Annotated in this window: 22 protein-coding genes; 20 read left to right on the forward strand and 2 right to left on the reverse strand. The window is 38.3% G+C overall.

The genetic code is table 11. The annotated features are described in order from the left end of the window. Positions 1–12: 12 nt before the first annotated feature. The 7 genes from VAHSUH02_RS04320 to VAHSUH02_RS04350 all read left to right on the forward strand — a co-directional run bounded on the left by VAHSUH02_RS04320 (position 13) and on the right by VAHSUH02_RS04350 (position 8,064). Entirely contained in the window at positions 13–1,107 is a 1,095-nt protein-coding gene (locus VAHSUH02_RS04320; RefSeq protein ID WP_005384224.1) for an NAD-dependent epimerase/dehydratase family protein, read from the forward strand. After that, positions 1,108–2,274 (forward strand): nucleotide sugar dehydrogenase, encoded by a 1,167-nt coding sequence (locus VAHSUH02_RS04325; protein WP_005384223.1) that lies wholly within the window; start codon positions 1,108–1,110, stop codon positions 2,272–2,274. A 15-nt stretch (positions 2,275–2,289) separates the two neighbouring features. After that, complete coding sequence (locus VAHSUH02_RS04330) at positions 2,290–2,736, forward strand: VanZ family protein (protein ID WP_005384222.1); 447 nt, start codon at positions 2,290–2,292, stop codon at positions 2,734–2,736. 246 nt (positions 2,737–2,982) lie between these two features. Beyond that, on the forward strand, positions 2,983–3,798 hold the full coding sequence (locus tag VAHSUH02_RS04335) for a CpsB/CapC family capsule biosynthesis tyrosine phosphatase (RefSeq protein ID WP_005384219.1): 816 nt from the start codon (positions 2,983–2,985) through the stop codon (positions 3,796–3,798). A gap of 246 nt (positions 3,799–4,044) precedes the next feature. Beyond that, complete coding sequence (gene nrdD / locus VAHSUH02_RS04340; RefSeq protein ID WP_038148994.1) at positions 4,045–6,195, forward strand: anaerobic ribonucleoside-triphosphate reductase; 2,151 nt, start codon at positions 4,045–4,047, stop codon at positions 6,193–6,195. 128 nt (positions 6,196–6,323) lie between these two features. Next, positions 6,324–6,821, forward strand: coding sequence for an anaerobic ribonucleoside-triphosphate reductase activating protein (nrdG, locus tag VAHSUH02_RS04345; protein ID WP_016475428.1), 498 nt, complete (start codon positions 6,324–6,326; stop codon positions 6,819–6,821). Between the two features lie 10 nt (positions 6,822–6,831). Next, entirely contained in the window at positions 6,832–8,064 is a 1,233-nt protein-coding gene (locus VAHSUH02_RS04350) for a chloride channel protein (protein ID WP_005384216.1), read from the forward strand. 136 nt (positions 8,065–8,200) lie between these two features. Here VAHSUH02_RS04350 and VAHSUH02_RS04355 read toward each other — a convergent pair whose 3' ends face one another. Both VAHSUH02_RS04355 and VAHSUH02_RS04360 read right to left on the reverse strand, forming a co-directional pair. Beyond that, positions 8,201–8,749: a gamma carbonic anhydrase family protein gene (locus VAHSUH02_RS04355; RefSeq protein WP_005376783.1), complete on the reverse strand. Its 549-nt coding sequence runs from the start codon at positions 8,747–8,749 to the stop codon at positions 8,201–8,203. An 11-nt stretch (positions 8,750–8,760) separates the two neighbouring features. Then, on the reverse strand, positions 8,761–9,714 hold the full coding sequence (locus VAHSUH02_RS04360) for a nitronate monooxygenase (protein WP_005380851.1): 954 nt from the start codon (positions 9,712–9,714) through the stop codon (positions 8,761–8,763). A 303-nt stretch (positions 9,715–10,017) separates the two neighbouring features. Between VAHSUH02_RS04360 and VAHSUH02_RS04365 the strand changes: the two genes are divergently transcribed. From VAHSUH02_RS04365 to rnc, 13 genes are all read left to right on the forward strand, one after another. Beyond that, positions 10,018–10,152 (forward strand): rubredoxin, encoded by a 135-nt coding sequence (locus VAHSUH02_RS04365; protein ID WP_004693422.1) that lies wholly within the window; start codon positions 10,018–10,020, stop codon positions 10,150–10,152. A 101-nt stretch (positions 10,153–10,253) separates the two neighbouring features. Continuing rightward, a complete protein-coding gene (locus VAHSUH02_RS04370) occupies positions 10,254–10,769 on the forward strand; it encodes a YceD family protein (RefSeq protein ID WP_005376813.1) in 516 nt (171 codons plus the stop codon). Between the two features lie 25 nt (positions 10,770–10,794). Further along, on the forward strand, positions 10,795–10,971 hold the full coding sequence (rpmF, locus tag VAHSUH02_RS04375; protein WP_005376859.1) for a 50S ribosomal protein L32: 177 nt from the start codon (positions 10,795–10,797) through the stop codon (positions 10,969–10,971). Between the two features lie 246 nt (positions 10,972–11,217). Beyond that, on the forward strand, positions 11,218–11,781 hold the full coding sequence (gene fapR / locus VAHSUH02_RS04380) for a transcription factor FapR (RefSeq protein ID WP_005381039.1): 564 nt from the start codon (positions 11,218–11,220) through the stop codon (positions 11,779–11,781). A 3-nt stretch (positions 11,782–11,784) separates the two neighbouring features. Then, a complete protein-coding gene (plsX, locus tag VAHSUH02_RS04385) occupies positions 11,785–12,813 on the forward strand; it encodes a phosphate acyltransferase PlsX (RefSeq protein ID WP_005380855.1) in 1,029 nt (342 codons plus the stop codon). Then, on the forward strand, positions 12,797–13,792 hold the full coding sequence (locus VAHSUH02_RS04390; RefSeq protein ID WP_005384214.1) for a beta-ketoacyl-ACP synthase III: 996 nt from the start codon (positions 12,797–12,799) through the stop codon (positions 13,790–13,792). Before plsX ends, VAHSUH02_RS04390 begins: the two co-directional genes overlap by 17 nt. A 15-nt stretch (positions 13,793–13,807) precedes the next feature. Beyond that, positions 13,808–14,752 (forward strand): enoyl-[acyl-carrier-protein] reductase FabK, encoded by a 945-nt coding sequence (gene fabK / locus VAHSUH02_RS04395; protein ID WP_005380823.1) that lies wholly within the window; start codon positions 13,808–13,810, stop codon positions 14,750–14,752. Between the two features lie 12 nt (positions 14,753–14,764). Continuing rightward, a complete protein-coding gene (gene fabD / locus VAHSUH02_RS04400) occupies positions 14,765–15,706 on the forward strand; it encodes an ACP S-malonyltransferase (protein WP_005376799.1) in 942 nt (313 codons plus the stop codon). A gap of 1 nt (position 15,707) precedes the next feature. Further along, entirely contained in the window at positions 15,708–16,451 is a 744-nt protein-coding gene (gene fabG, locus VAHSUH02_RS04405) for a 3-oxoacyl-[acyl-carrier-protein] reductase (RefSeq protein WP_005376748.1), read from the forward strand. 51 nt (positions 16,452–16,502) lie between these two features. Continuing rightward, a complete protein-coding gene (locus tag VAHSUH02_RS04410) occupies positions 16,503–16,733 on the forward strand; it encodes an acyl carrier protein (RefSeq protein WP_005376767.1) in 231 nt (76 codons plus the stop codon). A 78-nt stretch (positions 16,734–16,811) separates the two neighbouring features. After that, a complete protein-coding gene (locus VAHSUH02_RS04415) occupies positions 16,812–17,768 on the forward strand; it encodes an NAD(P)H-dependent flavin oxidoreductase (protein ID WP_005376890.1) in 957 nt (318 codons plus the stop codon). Positions 17,769–17,803: 35 nt separating this feature from the next. Further along, positions 17,804–19,048: a beta-ketoacyl-ACP synthase II gene (fabF, locus tag VAHSUH02_RS04420; protein WP_005384212.1), complete on the forward strand. Its 1,245-nt coding sequence runs from the start codon at positions 17,804–17,806 to the stop codon at positions 19,046–19,048. Further along, a complete protein-coding gene (gene rnc, locus VAHSUH02_RS04425) occupies positions 19,048–19,791 on the forward strand; it encodes a ribonuclease III (protein ID WP_005384211.1) in 744 nt (247 codons plus the stop codon). Before fabF ends, rnc begins: the two co-directional genes overlap by 1 nt. Positions 19,792–19,804 lie beyond the last annotated feature (13 nt).

A 19,804-nucleotide genomic window follows, 5' to 3' on the forward strand; every position in this document is an offset into this window, starting at 1 on the left:
AAAGGACAGACTATGCTTTTACAAAATGTATCATTACATAACAAGGTAATTCTCATTACTGGGGCTGCAGGATTTGTAGGTGCCAATCTTGTTATGTCGCTTTTTAATAATATTGAAAATAGCCTCATCATAGGTGTTGACTCTGTTAATGATTATTATGATGTGAGTTTAAAGGAGTATAGACTTCAACAGATTGTTTCCTCCGTAAAACATGATAATCAATGGATATTCAAAAAAGGGAATATAGCGGATAAAGAGTTTTTACAATCTATTTTTGATAGATATAAACCGGATGTAGTTGTGAACTTAGCAGCACAGGCAGGTGTACGCTATTCTATTACGAACCCAGACGCATATATAGAATCAAATATTATTGGCTTTTACAATATATTAGAATGTTGCCGTCATTCGTATGATAATGGGGCAAAAGGTGTTGAACATCTTGTATATGCATCATCCTCTTCCGTTTATGGTTCTAATAAAAAGATTCCTTATTCTACAGATGATCAAGTAGATAATCCTGTGTCCTTATATGCAGCTACAAAGAAATCTAATGAATTATTAGCCTATTCCTATGCTAAGTTGTATAACATCCCATGTACAGGCCTTCGGTTCTTTACTGTGTATGGCCCAGCAGGGCGTCCTGATATGGCATACTTTGGATTTACTAACACATTGCGCAAAGGCGAAGTGATTAAAATCTTTAACTATGGTAATTGTAAGCGTGACTTTACTTATATAGATGATATTGTTGAAGGTGTTTATAAGGTTATGCAAGTAGCTCCTGAACGAAGAAATGGAGCTGATGGATTACCAGTACCACCATATGCAATTTATAATATCGGTAATAATAGTCCTGAAAATCTATTGGACTTTGTGACAATATTAGGTGAAGAGTTAATAGGTGCTGGTGTGTTACCAGCAGATTTTAACATGGAGCGCCATAAGGAACTCGTACCGATGCAACCTGGAGATGTGCCGATTACATATGCTGATACATCTGCATTAGAAACGGATTTTGGGTTTAAACCGAGTACAACACTTCGAGAAGGTTTAAGACGTTTTGCAATATGGTATAAAGATTTTTATATGAAGGATGGTAAATAAATGAAAATAGCAATAGCTGGTACGGGATATGTTGGCCTTTCAAATGGCGTATTATTAGCACAACATAATGAAGTGGTTGCACTGGATATCATTCCTGAAAAGGTAGATATGATTAACCGTAAAGAATCACCTATTGTTGATTCAGAGTTGGCCGACTATTTAAAGAATAAGTCGCTGAATTTTCGTGCTACATTAGATCCTAACGAAGCTTTCACAGGTGCTGAATATGTTATAATTTCTACACCTACCAATTATGATCCACAAAAGAATTTTTTTGATACATCATCCGTAGAATCTGTTATTAAAACAGTTTTAGATATTAATCCTGATGCGGTTATGATTGTTAAATCTACAGTCCCTGTAGGTTATACAGAACAGATGCGAGAACGGTTTAATACGAAGAATATAATTTTCTCTCCTGAGTTTTTACGTGAAGGTAAAGCGTTATATGATAATTTATATCCATCTCGTATTGTAGTTGGTGAAGATTCGGAACGTGCTCATACGTTTGCTCACTTATTAGCAGAAGGTGCTCTTAAAGATGATATACCTTTATGTTTCACTGGTTCTACAGAGGCAGAGGCTATAAAATTGTTTGCTAATACCTATTTAGCATTGCGTGTAGCTTACTTTAATGAACTAGATTCCTATGCAGAGGTGCGTGGATTAAATACGAGTGAGATTATTCATGGCGTATGTTTAGATCCTCGTATTGGGGATTTCTATAATAATCCTTCCTTTGGATATGGCGGGTACTGTTTGCCAAAGGATACAAAACAACTATTGGCAAATTACAATGATGTGCCACAAAACCTCATATCTGCCATTGTTGATGCAAATCGTACAAGAAAAGATCACATTGCAGATGCTATCATTGGTAAGGATCCTAAGATTGTTGGTATTTATCGATTAACAATGAAAACAAATTCCGATAATTTTAGGGCTTCTGCGGTACAGGGGATCATGAAGCGTATTAAGGCAAAGGGGATTGCTGTTGTTGTGTATGAACCAACACTAGATGCTGATGATTTTTTCCACTCACCAGTCATTAGAAATTTTGATGATTTTAAACGTGTTAGTGATGTGATTGTAGCCAATCGTTGGGATGATTCCTTGGCCGATGTAAAGGATAAAGTTTATACTAGAGATATTTTTGACCGAGATTAGTGGCGGTGATAGTAGATGTTAAAGAAACATTGGATAAGCTTTACTTTAGTTGTTCTCGTTATCCTTTTTATCTGGGATAATTCGCTACAAAATGATATTTCCTCAGATGGTTTGAGTCTTAAGATGACACAATGGTTGAGTCCGATTCTGTATAAGCTGGGTCTCACCGGTGACATGTGGTCCTTAAATCGCATTGTCCGCAAGATGGCGCATGTGTTCGAGTTTGCTGTACTTGGTGGATGTTTGTATGTAGCATTGCATCAATTTAATCGTGAATATGCAGGACTTAAAGTGATTTTTATAGGATTAGTTATTGCCGTTATGGATGAATGCTTGCAACTTGCAAGTATTGGTAGACATGCATCGATTCGCGATGTAGCAATCGATACAGCCGGCGTCATCATTGGTGTTGCTGTCGTACAAGTTATACTGTCTATTTATCAAAGAATACGGCATAGTTAATAGATGGATTTTAATTAAATATACAAGGCTTCTATGAGTTATTTATAGGAGCCTTGTTTTTTTGTGAAAACAAAATGAAATTATTAAATAATCTTTAATTTTAAGCAATCAAATATTATCAAAAGTTTAGGTATAGGTACTTTTCAAGACATAGATTCATTGGTATAATATGAATACAAAATGAATTTGAGTAATTAAAGAGATTATATTTAAGAGATTTATATCGAGGTAAGGGGCGATATAAAGATGAGAATGGGGAAGAAGATGAAACGCATTTTAGATTTACATACATATATTTTGCCGGCTATGGCAGATGGAAAGGGACCTCAATCCATGGCTGAATCTGTGCAAATGGTTAAAGATTTAGTCCGTTCTGGTATTACAGATATTTTTTGTACACCTAAGGTTAATGAGCTAAATGTACAGACCGTTGTTGAGTCAGTAGTGGAGCAGGTAGAAAATTTAACACAAGTAGTATCTGAACAAGCGATACCGGTTACATTACATAGTGGTGCCGTTGTTGAGTTAGGTGATGGTATGATTGACTATATACGCAATCATAAAGAATCACTTGTATTAGGTAATAGCCATTTTATGTTAGTTACTATTCCACAAGATTGTAAGTTATATCATGTAGATGCGTGGTTACAGACTTTATGTGACTTAGGTATTACGCCTATCATAAGTGAAGTGGAACGTAATGACCTTTTCTTTAATAAACCTGAACAACTATTGGAATGGGTTGATAAGGGCATTTTATTTGAATGTAATATTATGTCTTTTACACATCATTCTGAGCATTATACGAAAGCTATTGAATTATATACGAATGGTCTAATACACTTCTTTGGTACTGGTTATGATGTGATGAACAATCAATATGGTAGCTATGTAGATGTAATTTCTAAACTAGATGTTGAATATAAGAAAGATTTACTTAGTGACGTCCGATTAAATGAACGCGATTTATTAGCGGATAGAGTATTTTATCCTACGGTACCGGATCATTGGGCAGGAAAACGGCCTAATTTCTGGACTCGACTTCTTTCAATCGCTTTATAAAAAAAGAGTTTTTTTGTTATGCCGTTTAAGTATAGCAAAAAGACTCTTTTTTACATGATATTGTATTTTTTATTGCAATAAAACACTATATATAGTATACTATGAAAGCGGTTAGAAATACGAAATAATCTATTGAATTTTGTATTTTTCGTAGTAAATAATATAGATTGAGTATGGTTTTTTCCATACTTTTTATATGTAATGACATTAATTAATTCGGAGTATGGGAAACGGGGAGGTTCCGAGATGTTGCAGGTCATTAAACGGGATGGTACTAAGGTACCTTTCGATAAACATAAAATTGCAGTAGCTATTGAAAAGGCAGAACATAGTAGTACGGGGTTATATGAATCTGGCTTAGCTGAACGCATTGCTGACGAAATTGAAGCATATGCTATAAAACTTCAAAAGGATATGACAATCTATGCAATAGAAGATCAAGTATACTATAAGTTGATTGAGTATCATAATCCTGCAACAGCTCGTGCTTATGAAGGTTATAAAGCGGTACAAGCTTTCAAACGTCGCCAAAACACGACTGACGAAGATGTCATCGGTTTGTTGGATCGTAGTAATGTTAGTGTTCTTGATGAAAATTCTAATAAAGATGCTGCCATTGTATCTACACAACGCGATTTAATTGCTGGTGAAGTGTCCAAGGATATTGCGCGTCGTAAGTTGATTCCTACAGATATACTAGAAGCACATGATAGCGGTGCTATCCATTTCCACGATATGGACTATATCATCCAACCGATGTTTAACTGTTGCTTAATCAACTTAGAAGATATGTTGACAAATGGTACAGTTATTAACGGTAAGCGCATTGACACGCCAAAATCATTCCAAGTAGCATGTACTGTAACAACTCAAATCATTGCACAAGTTGCATCTGGTCAATATGGTGGTCAAAGTATTAATGGTATTGACCGTATTTTGGCACCATTCGTACGTAAATCTTATGAAAAAATCCTCAATAATGTAATTGAAGAACAAGTTGAGATTTACGGCATGGAACCAAATATGGAAAAGGCTCGTGAAATTGCTTGGAAACGCACGCGTAAAGAGGTAAAGGACGGCATTCAAACCATTCAATACCAAATCAATACATTGATGACTACAAATGGCCAATCCCCATTCGTTACATTGTTTATGTATTTCCAACCGGATTATGAATACGCTAAGGAAGCGGCATTAATTACGGAAGAAATTTTACGTCAACGTATTAAGGGTGTAAAAAATGAAGCCGATGTATACATTACACCAGCATTCCCTAAATTGATTTATGTATTAGACGAACACAATGTTTATCCGGATAGCCCATATTATTATTTAACAGAATTAGCTGCTCAATGTACGGCTAAACGCATGTATCCTGATTATATTTCTGCAAAGAAGATGAAGGAAAATTACGAAGGCAATGTATTCAGCCCTATGGGATGTCGTTCCTTCTTATCTCCTTGGAAGGATGCAGAAGGCAATTATAAATTTGATGGCCGTTTCAACATGGGCGTAGTAAGTTTGAATTTGCCACAAATTGGTATTTTAGCACGCGGTAGTGAAGAAAAGTATTTTGAAATCTTGGATAAACGCCTTGAGTTAGCTGAAAAAGCATTGATGTTACGTTACAATCTATTGAAAGATGTAGTAAGCGATGTATCCCCAATTCATTGGCAACATGGTGCTATTGCGCGACTTAAAAAAGGTGAAAAAATCGCTCCATTTTTGACTGATGGCTATGCGACGATTTCCCTTGGTTATATCGGCATTTATGAAGCATGTCGCTTGATTACTGGCGAATCTAATACAGGTGAACATGGTCGTGTTTTTGCCATGAAAATTATGGATCGTTTGAACCAAGCTATTAATGAATGGCGTGAAAAACATAACTTAGGCTTTGGTCTTTATGGTACGCCTGCTGAAAGCTTAACAAATCGATTCTCTTCTTTGGACCGAGCACGCTTTGGTATTATAGAAGATGTAACGGACAAAGGTTACTATACGAATAGTTATCATGTAAGCGTTCGTGAAGAAATTAACGTATTTGATAAATTTGCCTTTGAATCTGAATTCCAAAAGAAATCTACAGGCGGTTGCATTTCCTATGCAGAAATTCCGAATATGTCCAATAATATTCCAGCAGTATTGACGATGATTAAATATATTTACGACAATATTTCCTATGCAGAGTTCAATACAAAATCTGACTACTGTCATGAATGCGGATTTGATGGTGAAATCAAGGTTAATGATGACAATCAATGGGAATGTCCTCGTTGTCATAATACAAACCGCGATAAATTAACAGTTATCCGCCGTACGTGTGGATACCTTGGTGAAAACTTCTGGAACGAAGGTCGCACAAAAGAAATAAAAGATCGTGTAATGCATATTTAATTTTATTAATTGTAAACATGTTAAAAGCTGTGCCATCGGCACAGCTTTTACTATATACATGATAAATTGAAATATATCTATATATTTAATTTGGTCAAAGTTGATCACAGGCAAATATGGGGGTTATTATGAGATACGGACAGATCCGACAATATGATATCGCCAATGGGGAAGGTATACGCACATCTATATTTGTAACTGGTTGCACCCATTGCTGTTATAATTGTTTTAATGAAGAATATCAAGATTTTAATGCTGGTCAAGAATGGACTGATAAAGAAACACAGCTGGTTGTGTCTTATGTAAAAGATCCTAATTGTGCTGGCCTTACCTTGTTAGGCGGTGAACCATTTCAAAATGTAGATGGTATGCTAGCTATAGTGAAAGCGGTGCGTGAAGCAGCGCCTGAAAAACCTATTTGGGCTTACTCTGGCTATGTATGGGATGATATTATATCTGATCCATCGCGCCGTAGCTTAGTGGAACAAATCGATATCCTCGTGGATGGTCGATTTGTAGATGAGTTAAAAGATCCATCCTTACGATTTAGAGGATCTTCTAATCAACGAATTATTGATGTACAATCTTCGTTGAAACAGGGTGAAGTAGTCCTGGCTATGGAGTGATATAGAGAGTATGTTAGATAAACGTTTACTTGGTTTAATAATAATCGTTGGCCTGGTGGCGGGCTTAATCGGTTCTTTTTATACCCATTTGTTACATTATATCCAGCATTTTATGTATGCCTATTCTACATCAGAAGGTTTATCATTTGGACAAGCCGTAGCCCGTGTATCGCCTGAACATCGATTGTTAGCCTTACTGGCCTGTGGTCTTGTTGGCGGTGTAGGTTGGGTTCTTATCCATCGTTATGGAGATCCACTGGTAGATATAAAAAAAGCTGTCCAAGATTCTACAAAAGAAATGCCTCCGTTGACCACATTTATTCATGCTACATTGCAAATTATCACGGTCGGCATGGGTTCTCCGCTTGGTCGAGAAGTCGCACCTCGTGAAGCTAGTGCTGGTATCATGTCTGGATTATTGCGCTATGTTGATATGCGCCCTGAGGACAAGTCGCTTATTATTGCTTGTGCTGCTGGTGCAGGCTTAGCTGCCGTATATAATTCTCCTTTATCAGCTGCTATTTTTACGCTAGAGACATTACTTATCACATGGAATGTTCGAGCCATGAGTGCAGCCCTTTTATCGTGTGGACTAGCTACATTGGTCGTTCGTCAGGCAGGGATAGGAGATCTTGTTCAGTATACGATGCCACAACCACCCTTATATGGTAGCTATCAAGAATTTGCTATCGTCCTTGGCGCTGTCATTGCTATTGGCGTTGTTTTATTTGATAAAACACAATCTTTATTACCTAAGTTTGATAGAAAAAGCCCTAAAATGATTGTCATAGCTCTTTTATCATTTGCTGTTATTGGGGTGATGGCCATGTATTTTCCAGAAATCCTCGGTAATGGTAAAGCTGGTAATCAGTTGACCTTTACAGATTTAGTAGGATGGGATTATGCATTAGGTCTATTAGCTACTAAATGGATTGCCGTGTTACTTGCCTTAATGGCTGGTGCTTATGGTGGTCGAATTACGCCATCTATGATGCTAGGTAGTACATTGGCATTAGCCTTTGCGGCCTTGTGGAGTATTATGGTCAGCCCTGTACACCTTGGCTTTGCTGCATTTATAGGGGCCGTAATTTTCTTGGGATTGGCACAAAAGATGCCGCTTACATCCTGTGTGTTCATGTTAGAACTTTCACGATTTTCCGTGGAAATGTGCTTCCCAATGGCGCTAGCTATGGGCTCCGCATTGATAACTCAGCAGATTGTAAAAGCAAGATTCCAATTATAAAACAAAACTGCATACTATATCGGACGATATTCTGATGATAAAGAAATAGCGACTAGTTGATACCAGATGATCAATTAGTCGCTATTTTTATGTGTGAAGGCTTTATTTATAGAAAACCTTATTTTTTACATTGTAGTTATACAATTTTGGCGCTTTTGTCGTATTCTTCGCCACCACAATCTGGTAGCATACCATATTCAACAGTCCAAAGGTGTTTATATTTTAATGCTTGATTGTGGATTCTTTCAACTTGGGATTCATCAGTACGTACGATGCGTGCAGGAATACCAACGACTAAAGAATAGGGAGGGATTGTAGTGTTTTCTTTTACCACTGCACCGGCTGCAATGATAGAGCCAGTACCGATATGACAACCACTTAGTACGATAGCCCCCATGCCAACGAGTACATTATCCTCGATGGTAGACGCATGAACAATGGCCCCATGACCTATAGTTACATAGTCGCCAAGTATACAAGCCTCATCATCATCGACGTGAAGCACAGAGTTATCTTGTACGTTGGAATAACGACCTACTACAATTTTATTAACATCGCCACGAAGTGCACAGTTTTGCCAGATGGAGGCAAATTCTTTCAACTCTACATCGCCGGCTAGTTCAGCACCAGGCATAACACAAGATTTTGGATCTAATTTTGGATACTTTCCATGATAAGGTAACATAGGACCTCCTATTAAATTACTTCGATAAAGCGTTGTGCTTTACGGATTGCCATAATAGCTTCATTAATAACAGAGTGTACAATAGTTTGAGCTGGTTCAATTTCATTAAGTCTATTAAGCGCTTGGCCTACTTGTACAGCACCATTGACAACGTCGCCATCGATAGCAGCTAATTTATTTGTACCTTGGGACATTTTGCTGCGCTCTTCTTTTGTTGTAACGCCATCAGTTTCTGCTGCAATATAACGGTCTGTAAAATCACTGCGCAAGCTACGTACACCACCGTGACCGGAGAGAAGACCTGTTACAACGGAGTCAGTATCTGTTGCTTTGATAATTGCTTCTTTCATATTTTGATGAGCTTTACATTCTTCGGCAAGTAAGAAACGGGAGCCCATTTGTACACCTTCAGCACCCATCAATAAAGCTGCTGCCAAACCACGACCATCAACGATGGAACCAGCCACAACAACAGGAATAGTGATTTCTGGTAGAATGTTTTCCATCAAAGACATTGTCGTTTGAGAACCGATGTGACCACCAGCCTCCATACCTTCTACGACGATAGCATCGGCACCAGCATCTTGAATGCGTTTTGCTAATTTCAAGGAAGGTACAACAGGAATGACCTTGATACCCGCTTCTTGGAATGGTTTAATATATGGGGTAGGATTGCCAGCGCCAAGTGTTACAAATGCAGGCTTTTCTGCGATGATAACATCTACTAATTCATCTTTATTTGGGGCCATAAGCATTAAATTTACACCAAAAGGTTTATCTGTTAATTCTTTGCATGCGCGAATCTCATTGCGAGTCCATTCTGCATCGCGACCGCCTAAGGCGATAACACCTGTAGCGCCAGCGTTAGCTACAGCTGCAACTAATGTAGCCTCAGAAACCCATGCCATAGCACCTTGGATGATAGGGTATTCGATATTTAGTAATTCAGTCAGTTTTGTTCTCATGAATCCTCCTATAATATAGTTATATATAAGATAATAAAATCTACTTATGTAGCGAATATTTAGTATACCACTATATATTTCTAGTAAATAGTATATCATAAAAATCTAATTGATAATAGATTTCATTATAAAATTACGTATGAAAGTAATAATAGTCAGCTTTCAGAGGATATTGAAAATTTAGTAGAAAAATGGAAAATGAGTATTGAAAAGTTTCGATGTCTTTGCTATACTATATTACAGATAAAGTATCTTAACGATATGAACACATTAATATAATCTCAAGTGAAGGAGGAAATAGACATGGAAAAATACGTATGCGTAGTATGCGGTTGGGTTTATGACGAAGCTGTAGAAGGCGTTAAATTCGAAGATCAACCAGCTGATTATGTTTGCCCTATCTGTGGCGTTGGCAAAGATCAATTCGAAAAAATGTAATTGATACATTAGAAAGGCTATCTTAAGCAATATTGAGATAGCCTTTTTTATTTGACAAAGCACACTGTCATGTTTATAATATTATAAGTCGAGGTAAGATTATGAAACTGCAAGTAGAGCAAGCAAAAGAACATATAGGAAAGAAATTTCCTTATAGCTATACGATGCCGAGTGAAGAACTTGGTAGTGACGTAGTTGCTTTTCCTTGGAGCCGTCATGATATAACTATTAGTGGTGAGTTTTGGTTTGATGGTCAAAACTACATCGTTCAAGGTTCGATTAATTCTAAAGGTGATTACGAATGTTCTCGTTGTTTAACGACTACGGAACATGAGCGTAACGATTCCTTCGAGGAAATCTTTAGTGATTCTCGAGATGCCGATGAAGATGTGATTCCTTTTAACGGAGAGGAAATTGACTTAACCGAACTGATTCGGGATACATTAATCATCAATGAGCCCTCTCAAGTGTTATGTCAGGATGATTGCAAAGGATTGTGCGTTCATTGCGGAGCAAATTTGAATGTTTCACCTTGTTCTTGTGAATCCTTTGTGGTGGATCCTCGATTCGCAGAGTTACGTGCTTTGCTTGATGAGAAAGATGATAGACTATCCTAATGATTGTACTAAGGAGGTGCAGATAATGGCAGTACCTAAGCGTAGATTATCCAAATGCCGTCGCGATCGTCGTCGTGCAAACTGGAAATTAGAAGCTCCTGGTTATGTAGCATGTCCACAATGCCACGAACCTATGATGCCTCATCGTGTTTGCCCTACATGTGGTCACTATAAAGGTGAACAAGTAGTTGCAAAAGCCTAATTGAGCGTGTAAAACACCTACACATTTGTGTAGGTGTTTTTTACTGCCCAAAAATGGATAGTTGTTGATTAATATATGTTTTATATTAATTTCTCCTATAAAGTATTAATTAATTTTAAAATAAGGACAATATTTAGTATATTACCATAAAATATATCACTATATATGCGAAAAACCTTGCCAATATGGGAATTATTATATATACTTAAGATGTAATATTAATACTAGGTCATAAAAGGTGGTCCCATGAGTAGGTTGAAGAAGCAAGAAAGACAGAAACAGTTAACAGAAAAACTGAATATTACGCCTTTTCTTACTGATGAAGAGTTGGCATCGCACTTTGGTGTCAGTGTACCTACAATTCGACTCGATCGATTAGAATTGGGGATTCCTGAATTGCGTGAGCGTATTAAAGCGATGGCTACCGAACATGCTCAGGATGAGCAACCGGAACCAATACAGCATGAAATTGTAGGCGAACTCATCGATGTAACGGAAGGAAAACAAGCTTTATCCATGTTACATACGACGCCAGACATGGAAGATCGTTTTGGTTATATTGATCCACAGTATTTGTATGCTCAAGCAAATTCCTTGGCCAAGCTAGTTATGGGTTCAACCCTTTGCTCTGCAGAGGTAGGGAATATTAAATATAAAAATCCAGTAGAGTCTGGTACTAATTTGGTGGCGAAAGCAGAAATTGTTCGTCGTCGTGGAGATAAATACTTTATTTGGGTTATAATTAGAGATAAAATAAAAGAAGTATTTAGAGCTAAATTTATCATGGAGTCTGTGGAGAATCGGGTGTAGTATATGAAAATTGCAATTGACGCCATGGGTGGTGATTTTGCTCCCTTGGAAATCGTCTTAGGCGCCTTGGAAGCAGTGCGAGAAACGGAACATATTGATGTTGTTCTTGTAGGCGATAAAACTCAAATATTTAAAATTTTAGAAGATAATAATGAAACAAATAATCCTCGCATTTCTGTGTATCATGCGAGTCAAGTAATTGGAATGGATGAACATCCTGGCCAAGCATTGCGCAAGAAGAAGGATGCCTCCGTTGTGGTGGCTACATCTTTAGTTAGAAGTAAAGAATGTGAAGCTGTTATTGCCCCAGGAAGCACAGGTGCAGCTGTAGCGGCAGCATTATTTGGTCTAGGCCGTATCAAGGGCATTGATAGACCTGTTATTGCTACACCAATGCCAACTGTAAACGGTATAACCGTTATGTTGGATTCCGGTGCGAACTCAAATAGTAAACCAAAACATCTTGTACAAGGTGCATTGATGGGCGCTGAGTATGCAAAACTTTTACTTGGCAAAGAAAATCCTACGGTAGGCCTTCTCAATATTGGTGAAGAAGCGACTAAAGGTAATGAAGTTGTGCTTGCTACATATCCTATCTTGGAAAATATGAAAACCATCAATTTTAAAGGAAATGTAGAAGGTCGCGATATTCCGAAAGGAACCGTAGACGTTGTCGTTTGCGATGGTTTTGTAGGCAATGTAATTCTTAAATTTGCAGAAGGTCTTGTAACTGGTTTGACACAGCTCATCAAAGACAGCATCATGAATGGTGGAATATTAGCTAAAATTGGGGCATTGCTTATCAAACCAGCGTTGAAACCAATGGCCAAGAAGGTGGACCACACTGAAAATGGTGGTGCTCCATTACTTGGTGTAAATGGTGTGTTTATGATTGCTCATGGCAGTTCAAAGGCTAAAGAAATTAAGACTGCTATTACCATTGCAGCCGATTTAGTAGAACGCAAAATAATTGAACATATTCGAGAAACAATGGAAATTGAAGGAGCCGTAAAATATGAGTATGATGAATAAACCTGTCGGTATTATTGGTACAGGTAGCTTCCTTCCTGATAATGTGGTGACTAACTTTGATTTAGAGAAAATGGTCGATACAAGTGACCAATGGATCAGAGAACGTACAGGCATTGAAGAAAGACGCATTGCACCAGAAGGTATGAATACATCCTATATGGCAACTGAAGCTGCAAAAAAAGCACTTCAAATGGCTAAGCTCGATGTAGAAGATATCGATATGATTATCTTTGCTACATTGACACCAGATATGGTGATTCCTTCTGCCGCATGTATATTGCAAGCAAATCTTGGTGCGAAAAATGCAGCAGCTTATGATTTACAAGCTGCATGCTCCGGATTTGTGTATGGGTTGATAACTGCTCAAAGCTATATCGCTTCTGGATTATTTAAAAATGTTCTCGTTGTAGGCGCAGAAATTTTGTCTCGTCGCGTTAACTGGAAAGATCGTGGTACTTGTATTCTATTTGGTGATGGTGCAGGTGCAGCTGTTGTTTCTGAGGTTCCAGAAGGTTATGGTATCAAAGGGGTCGACTTAGGCGCTGATGGTACTGGCGGTTCTGCATTGTGTATACCAGCTGGTGGTACAGCTGTTTTAGCTAATGACCAACGTATAGAAGAAGGCTTGACTTTCATTCATATGGATGGTCCAGAAGTATATAAATTTGCTGTTAAAACAATGGGAAAAACGGCATTAAAATCTCTAGAACGAGCTAATATGAATTTAGATGAGTTAGATTATTTTATCCCACATCAAGCTAATATTCGTATTATCGATTCAGCCGCTAAACGTTTACATATGCCAAAAGAAAAGGTATTTGTAAATTTACATAAGTATGGTAATACATCTGCTGCATCAGTGGCCATTGCGTTGGATGAAGCAAATCGTGAAGGTAGCTTAAAACGCGGTGATAATGTAGCACTTGCAGGATTTGGTGCTGGCCTTACCTGGGCTAGCCTCGTCTTGAAATGGTATTAAGGAGGAAACATCAAGATGATTAAGACTGATATTTGTGATTTGTTACAGATTGAGTATCCTATCTTTCAAGGTGGTATGGCTTGGTTAGGAACGGCTGAACTTGCGTCTGCAGTATCTGAAGCAGGTGGTCTTGGCATAATTGGTGCAGGACATATGCCTCCTGATATTTTCCGCAACGAAATTCACAAAGTTAAAGAGCGTACTAATAAACCATTTGGTTGCAATATTATGTTGATGTCTCCTTTTGTAAAAGAAGTTATGGAAGTCGTTGTTGAAGAACGAGTTCCTGTTATTACAACTGGTGCGGGTAATCCTGGTGTATATATCCCAGCTTTGAAAGAAATTGGCACAAAGGTTATTCCTGTAGTTGCATCCGTTCTTTTAGCGAAACGTTTACTTCGTGGTGGTATTGATGCGATTATTGCAGAAGGTACTGAATCAGGTGGCCATGTTGGGGATATTACAACAATGGCATTGTTACCACAAGTTGTAGATGCTGTCGATGTTCCAGTTATTGCTGCTGGTGGTATTGCAGATGGCCGTGGCGTAGCAGCTGCGTTTGCACTAGGTGCTCATGCAGTTCAAATGGGTACACGTTTTGTCCTATCTGAAGAATGTATTGCTCATGAAAACTATAAAAACGCTGTATTGAAAGCAAAAGATCGTTCTACTGTTATGACTGGTCTTACAACAGGTCATCCAGTTCGAATTATCGAGAATCAATTAGCACATAAATATAAAAATCTTGAATTTAGTGGTGGTTCCAAGGAAGAATTAGAAAATCTTGGCGCAGGTACACTTCGTAAAGCTGCTATTGAAGGTGATGTAAAAGAAGGCTCCGTTATGATTGGTCAAATCGCAGGTATGCTACACGATGTGAAACCTTGTAAAGAAATCATTACAGACATTATGACAGAAGCTGAAACAGTGATTAAAAATCTACAAACTTTTGGCAAATAAGGAGGCCATCCTATGAAAACTGCATTTGTATTTCCAGGTCAAGGATCCCAAAAAGTAGGCATGTTACAAGATTTGTATAATGCATACCCTATTGTTAAACAACGTTTTGAAGAAGCTGATGAAGCATTGGGCTATTCTATTTCTAAATTATGCTTCGAAGGCCCTGATACAGAATTGGTTAAGACTGCTAATACACAACCAGCTATTTTAACTGCTTCCGTAGCTTGCTATGAAGTGTTGAAAGAACAAGGTTTTACACCAGATATCGTAGGTGGTCATAGCTTAGGTGAATATAGTGCGTTAGTCGCTGCCGGTGTTCTTGATTTTAAGGATGCTGTGTATGTAGTTCATAAACGTGGTGAATATATGCAAGAAGCTGTACCATTGGGCAAGGGTGCTATGGCGGCTATTCTAGCATTGCCAAGAGAACAAGTTGTTGAAATTTGCCAACAAGTTAATGATACAGTTGGTTCTGTACAAGCTGTAAACTTTAACTGCCCTGGTCAAATCGTAATCGCTGGTGAAACAGCTGCCGTAGAAACAGCAGCTGAAAAAATGAAAGAAGCCGGTGCAAAACGTGCAGTAATGCTTCCTGTAAGTGCTCCATTCCATAGTCGTCTTATGGAACCTGCAGCGCTTCGTTTAAAAGAAGAATTAGATAAGATCCAAGTTAACGATGCTAAGATTCCAGTAGTAGCTAATGTAACTGGCAAAATTTTAACAAATGCTAGTGACATTAAAGAATCTTTAGTAACACAAGCAGCTAATCCTGTATTGTGGGAAGATTGTGTTGCAGAAATGGTTAACTTTGGTGTAACTCGCTTTGTAGAAGTTGGTCCTGGCAAAGTATTAACAGGTTTCACTAAAAAGATTAATAAAGAAATGGAATTAGCTAATGTAGAAGACATTCCATCCTTAGAGAAAACGCTTGAATTTTTAAAGGGGGTTCGATAAAATGCACTTAGAGGGTAAAGTAGCTCTCGTAACTGGCGCCTCTCGTGGTATCGGTCGCGCCGTTGCTATTCAACTTGCACAATCTGGTGCTGATGTTGCTGTTAACTATAGTGGCAGTGAAGCTGCTGCTCAAGAAACAGTAGACGCTATCTTAGCATTGGGTCGCAAAGCGATTAAAATTAAAGCCAATGTTGCAAATGCTGAAGAAGTGGCAGCAATGGTTGAAGAAACGCATAAAACATTTGGTCACATCGATATTTTAGTAAATAATGCAGGTATCACTCGTGATGGTTTGCTTATGCGTATGAAAGACGAAGACTTTGATGCCGTTATCGATATCAACCTTAAAGGTGTATATTTAGTAACAAAAGCAGTATCCAAAATCATGATGAAACAACGTGCTGGTCATATTATTAACATGACTTCTGTTGTTGGTTTGATGGGTAATGCTGGTCAAGCTAACTATGCGGCTTCTAAAGCTGGTGTAATTGGTTTTACTAAATCTTGTGCAAAAGAGTTAGCTAGCCGTGGTATCACAGTTAATGCAATCGCACCTGGTTTTATCAATACTGATATGACAGATGTATTGCCTGAAAAGGTGAAAGAAGCTATGGTAACACAAATTCCGTTGGGCCGTATGGCTAAAGCTGAAGAAGTGGCTGCCGTAACAACATTCCTTGCTAGTGATTTTGCTAGCTATATTACAGGTCAAGTCATCAATGTAGATGGCGGCATGGTAATGTAGTTACAAAATTAGACTATATATAAATCTCATTTGAAAGGAGGTGAACCACTAATGAGCACTTTCGATAAAGTTAAAGCAATCGTTGTGGAACAATTAGGCGTTGATGAAGCTGAAGTTACCATTGATTCTACATTCATCGACGACTTAGGCGCTGACTCCTTGGATATCGTTGAATTGATCATGGCATTTGAAGAAGAATTCAATGTTGAAATCCCTGACGACGTTGCAGAAAAAATCAAAACCGTTAAGGATACAGTAGAATATATTGATTCTGCTAAATAAGCTGTATAGCTGACAATTCAGCCGTGCGGGGGGCCGAGTGGCTCCCCTAATCGGTATTGTTTACAGGAGGAATTGATAGTGAAGCTCCCTGAACTTCGCATTGGGAATCTAGTGGCCAAAGTACCTATTATTCAAGGTGGTATGGCGATTAGATTGTCTACAGCTCGGTTGGCAGCAGCCGTTGCAAATGAAGGTGGTATTGGCCTTATTGCAGCATCTGGATTGCCTTTTGATGAATTAAGATATGAAATACAATTAGCTAGAAAATTATCACCTACGGGTATTATTGGTATAAATGCGATGGTAGCAGCAACGCAATTTGCGGGTCTTGTAAAAACTGCCATCGAAGAGGGCATTGATCTTGTAGTGGCAGGTGCCGGATTTTCAAGAGATATGTTCGCAATGGGTAAAGAGTCTGGTACTCCAATCGTACCTATTGTTTCTTCTGCAAAATTAGCGCGCATTTCTGAAGGTTTAGGTGCCGCTGCAGTTATCGTAGAAGGTAGCGAAGCTGGTGGTCACTTGGGAACGGATCGTTCTGCTCGTGAAATCGTACCAGAAGTTGTAGCCGCCGTTAAAAATATTCCAGTTATTGCAGCTGGTGGTGTTTTAGATGGTAAAGATATCGTGGATATGTTTAAATTGGGTGCTAATGGCGTTCAAATGGGCAGTCGCTTTGCTGCTTCTGATGAATGTAATGCATCTGATGAATTGAAAAAAATGTATGTGCGTGCTACAAATCCTGAGGATATTGTATTGATTCAAAGTCCAGTAGGTTTACCAGGCCAAGCTATTAAAAATAAATTTGCTGAATCTGTTCTTGATGGCACTGTAGCGCCACCAACAGTATGTGACAATTGTTTAAAACATTGTTCCCATAAATTCTGTATTATCCGTGCTTTATCTAGAGCGCAACAAGGTGATGTGGAAACGGGGTTAGTATTCTCTGGCAATAATATGCGAAAAGTCGATAAGATTATGCCAGTTAAAGATATTTTTGCACAGTTAAAACAACAAGTAGCAGAAATCGATTAATTAAAGGGGCTATATAGCTATAAGAGGTGGAATAATTGGAAAAACGTGTAGTAATTACTGGCTTAGGAGCGATTACTCCGGTAGGTATCGGTAAAGAGAATTTCTACAATGCGTTGTTAGAGGGTAAATCTGGTATTGGCCCAATTACACGCTTTGATGCATCTGACTATGCAACACGCATTGCAGGTGAAGTAAAAGATTTTGATATTACTCAATATGGCGTAGATAAAAAAGAAGCTCGCCGTATGGACCGTTCCGTTGAATTTGCAATTGGTGCAGCTGTTTTGGCAGCTGATGATGCAAAATTAGCACTTGATGAAGAAGATTTGGACCGTTGTGGTACAGTAGTTGGTACTGGTATTGGCGGTATTGATTCTATCCATGATGTGTATACAACATTATTTGAAAAAGGTCCTGGTCGTGTTAGCCCATTTGCAGTTCCTATGATGATTGCAAATATGTCTTCTGCACGTGTATCCATTCGCCTAGGCTTGAAAGGTCCTGTTATTACAGACGTGACAGCTTGTACTTCTGGTACTAATGCAATTGGTGATGCATTCCGCATTATTCAACGTGGTGATGCAGACATCATGTTTGCAGGTGGTACTGAAGCTGCTGTTTCCCCTGCTGCTGTAGCCGGCTTCGCAGCTATGAAAGCTATGTCTACACGCAATGATGAGCCTACAAAAGCATCTCGTCCATTTGATAAGGACCGTGACGGTTTCGTAATGGGTGAAGGTGCAGGTATCGTTGTACTTGAAGAATTAGAACACGCTAAAGCTCGTGGTGCTCATATCTACGCAGAAGTAGTAGGCTATGGCACTAATGGCGATGCTTATCATATTACAGCTCCAGCTCCTGGTGGTGTACAAGCTCGTAAATGTATGGAATTAGCAATTAAAGATGCAGGTGTTGACCCTAAAGAAATTAACTACATCAATGCTCACGGTACATCTACAGGCTTGAATGATAAAAACGAAACATTGGCTATTAAAGAATTGTTCGGTGATCATGCAAAAGATATCGCTGTTAACTCTACAAAATCTATGACCGGTCACTTGTTGGGCGCTGCTGGTGCGATTGAAACTATTGTAATGGCAATGGCAATCGAAACAGGTAAGGTTCATCCAACAATTAACTGTGATAATCCAGATGAAGGTTTAGACCTTGATTATGTACGTGAAGGTGCTCGTGATTTACATGTTACAGCAGCTCTTTCTAACTCCTTTGGCTTTGGTGGTCATAACGGTACACTTTGTGTTCGCCGTTATGAAGACTAATGGGGCGTCACGTATCGCATAAGAATACTATAATGACACAAGCTCGTGAAGATTCTCTTCATGAGCTTGTTAGTCGTTTACATATACCGAATATTGATATCTCGATTTTAGATTGTGCTTTTACTCATACATCTTATGCGAATGAACATAAATTTAAGCATATTCATCATAATCAACGCTTAGAGTTTCTTGGTGATGCTGTATTGGATTTAATTATTGGTGAATATTTATTTACAACATATCCCGATATGTCTGAAGGTAATTTGACTAAGATTAAGGCGGCTACAGTTTGTGAAGATTCATTAGCTACCGTTAGTCGTACATTGCATTTAGGTGATTATTTATTACTGGGCCATGGGGAAAAGTCCTCTGGTGGTAGTGATAGAAAATCCATATTAGCTGATACATTTGAATCATTGATTGGTGCGTTATATATAACGACTGACTATAAAACAGTAATGGACTTTGTTCTTCATCACTTAGCTCCTAATCTTAAGCAAGCATTAGAAGGTAAGCGTGGTAAAGATTATAAGACATTGTTACAAGAATTTGTACAACGTGATGGTGATAAACATATAGTATATAGTCTTATCAGTGAGTCTGGTCCTGATCATGCTAAGACTTTTATGATGGAGGTATCCATTGATGGGATTACCTATGAGGCAGGTACTGGTAAAAGTAAAAAAATAGCAGAACAACATGCAGCACAATTGACATTAGAACGGTTAATGGCTGCTATATAATAAGCGCCGCAAG

Origin of the sequence: Veillonella atypica KON (assembly GCF_002959915.1) — a bacterium.
Classification (GTDB): Bacteria; Bacillota; Negativicutes; order Veillonellales; family Veillonellaceae; genus Veillonella; species Veillonella atypica.

Bases quoted from the DNA above. Each gene is read 5' to 3' on its own strand.
- rpmF (WP_005376859.1), top strand. From the start codon at position 10,795: ATGGCAGTACCTAAGCGTAGATTATCCAAATGCCGTCGCGATCGTCGT.
- VAHSUH02_RS04365 (WP_004693422.1), top strand. From the start codon at position 10,018: ATGGAAAAATACGTATGCGTAGTATGCGGTTGGGTTTATGACGAAGCT.
- VAHSUH02_RS04370 (WP_005376813.1), top strand. From the start codon at position 10,254: ATGAAACTGCAAGTAGAGCAAGCAAAAGAACATATAGGAAAGAAATTT.
- VAHSUH02_RS04350 (WP_005384216.1), top strand. From the start codon at position 6,832: ATGTTAGATAAACGTTTACTTGGTTTAATAATAATCGTTGGCCTGGTG.
- VAHSUH02_RS04410 (WP_005376767.1), top strand. From the start codon at position 16,503: ATGAGCACTTTCGATAAAGTTAAAGCAATCGTTGTGGAACAATTAGGC.
- VAHSUH02_RS04355 (WP_005376783.1), bottom strand. From the start codon at position 8,749: ATGTTACCTTATCATGGAAAGTATCCAAAATTAGATCCAAAATCTTGT.
- VAHSUH02_RS04360 (WP_005380851.1), bottom strand. From the start codon at position 9,714: ATGAGAACAAAACTGACTGAATTACTAAATATCGAATACCCTATCATC.
- fapR (WP_005381039.1), top strand. From the start codon at position 11,218: ATGAGTAGGTTGAAGAAGCAAGAAAGACAGAAACAGTTAACAGAAAAA.
- VAHSUH02_RS04320 (WP_005384224.1), top strand. From the start codon at position 13: ATGCTTTTACAAAATGTATCATTACATAACAAGGTAATTCTCATTACT.
- fabK (WP_005380823.1), top strand. From the start codon at position 13,808: ATGATTAAGACTGATATTTGTGATTTGTTACAGATTGAGTATCCTATC.
- fabG (WP_005376748.1), top strand. From the start codon at position 15,708: ATGCACTTAGAGGGTAAAGTAGCTCTCGTAACTGGCGCCTCTCGTGGT.
- rnc (WP_005384211.1), top strand. From the start codon at position 19,048: ATGGGGCGTCACGTATCGCATAAGAATACTATAATGACACAAGCTCGT.
- VAHSUH02_RS04325 (WP_005384223.1), top strand. From the start codon at position 1,108: ATGAAAATAGCAATAGCTGGTACGGGATATGTTGGCCTTTCAAATGGC.
- nrdG (WP_016475428.1), top strand. From the start codon at position 6,324: ATGAGATACGGACAGATCCGACAATATGATATCGCCAATGGGGAAGGT.
- VAHSUH02_RS04335 (WP_005384219.1), top strand. From the start codon at position 2,983: ATGAGAATGGGGAAGAAGATGAAACGCATTTTAGATTTACATACATAT.
- VAHSUH02_RS04330 (WP_005384222.1), top strand. From the start codon at position 2,290: ATGTTAAAGAAACATTGGATAAGCTTTACTTTAGTTGTTCTCGTTATC.
- fabD (WP_005376799.1), top strand. From the start codon at position 14,765: ATGAAAACTGCATTTGTATTTCCAGGTCAAGGATCCCAAAAAGTAGGC.
- nrdD (WP_038148994.1), top strand. From the start codon at position 4,045: ATGTTGCAGGTCATTAAACGGGATGGTACTAAGGTACCTTTCGATAAA.
- VAHSUH02_RS04390 (WP_005384214.1), top strand. From the start codon at position 12,797: ATGAGTATGATGAATAAACCTGTCGGTATTATTGGTACAGGTAGCTTC.
- plsX (WP_005380855.1), top strand. From the start codon at position 11,785: ATGAAAATTGCAATTGACGCCATGGGTGGTGATTTTGCTCCCTTGGAA.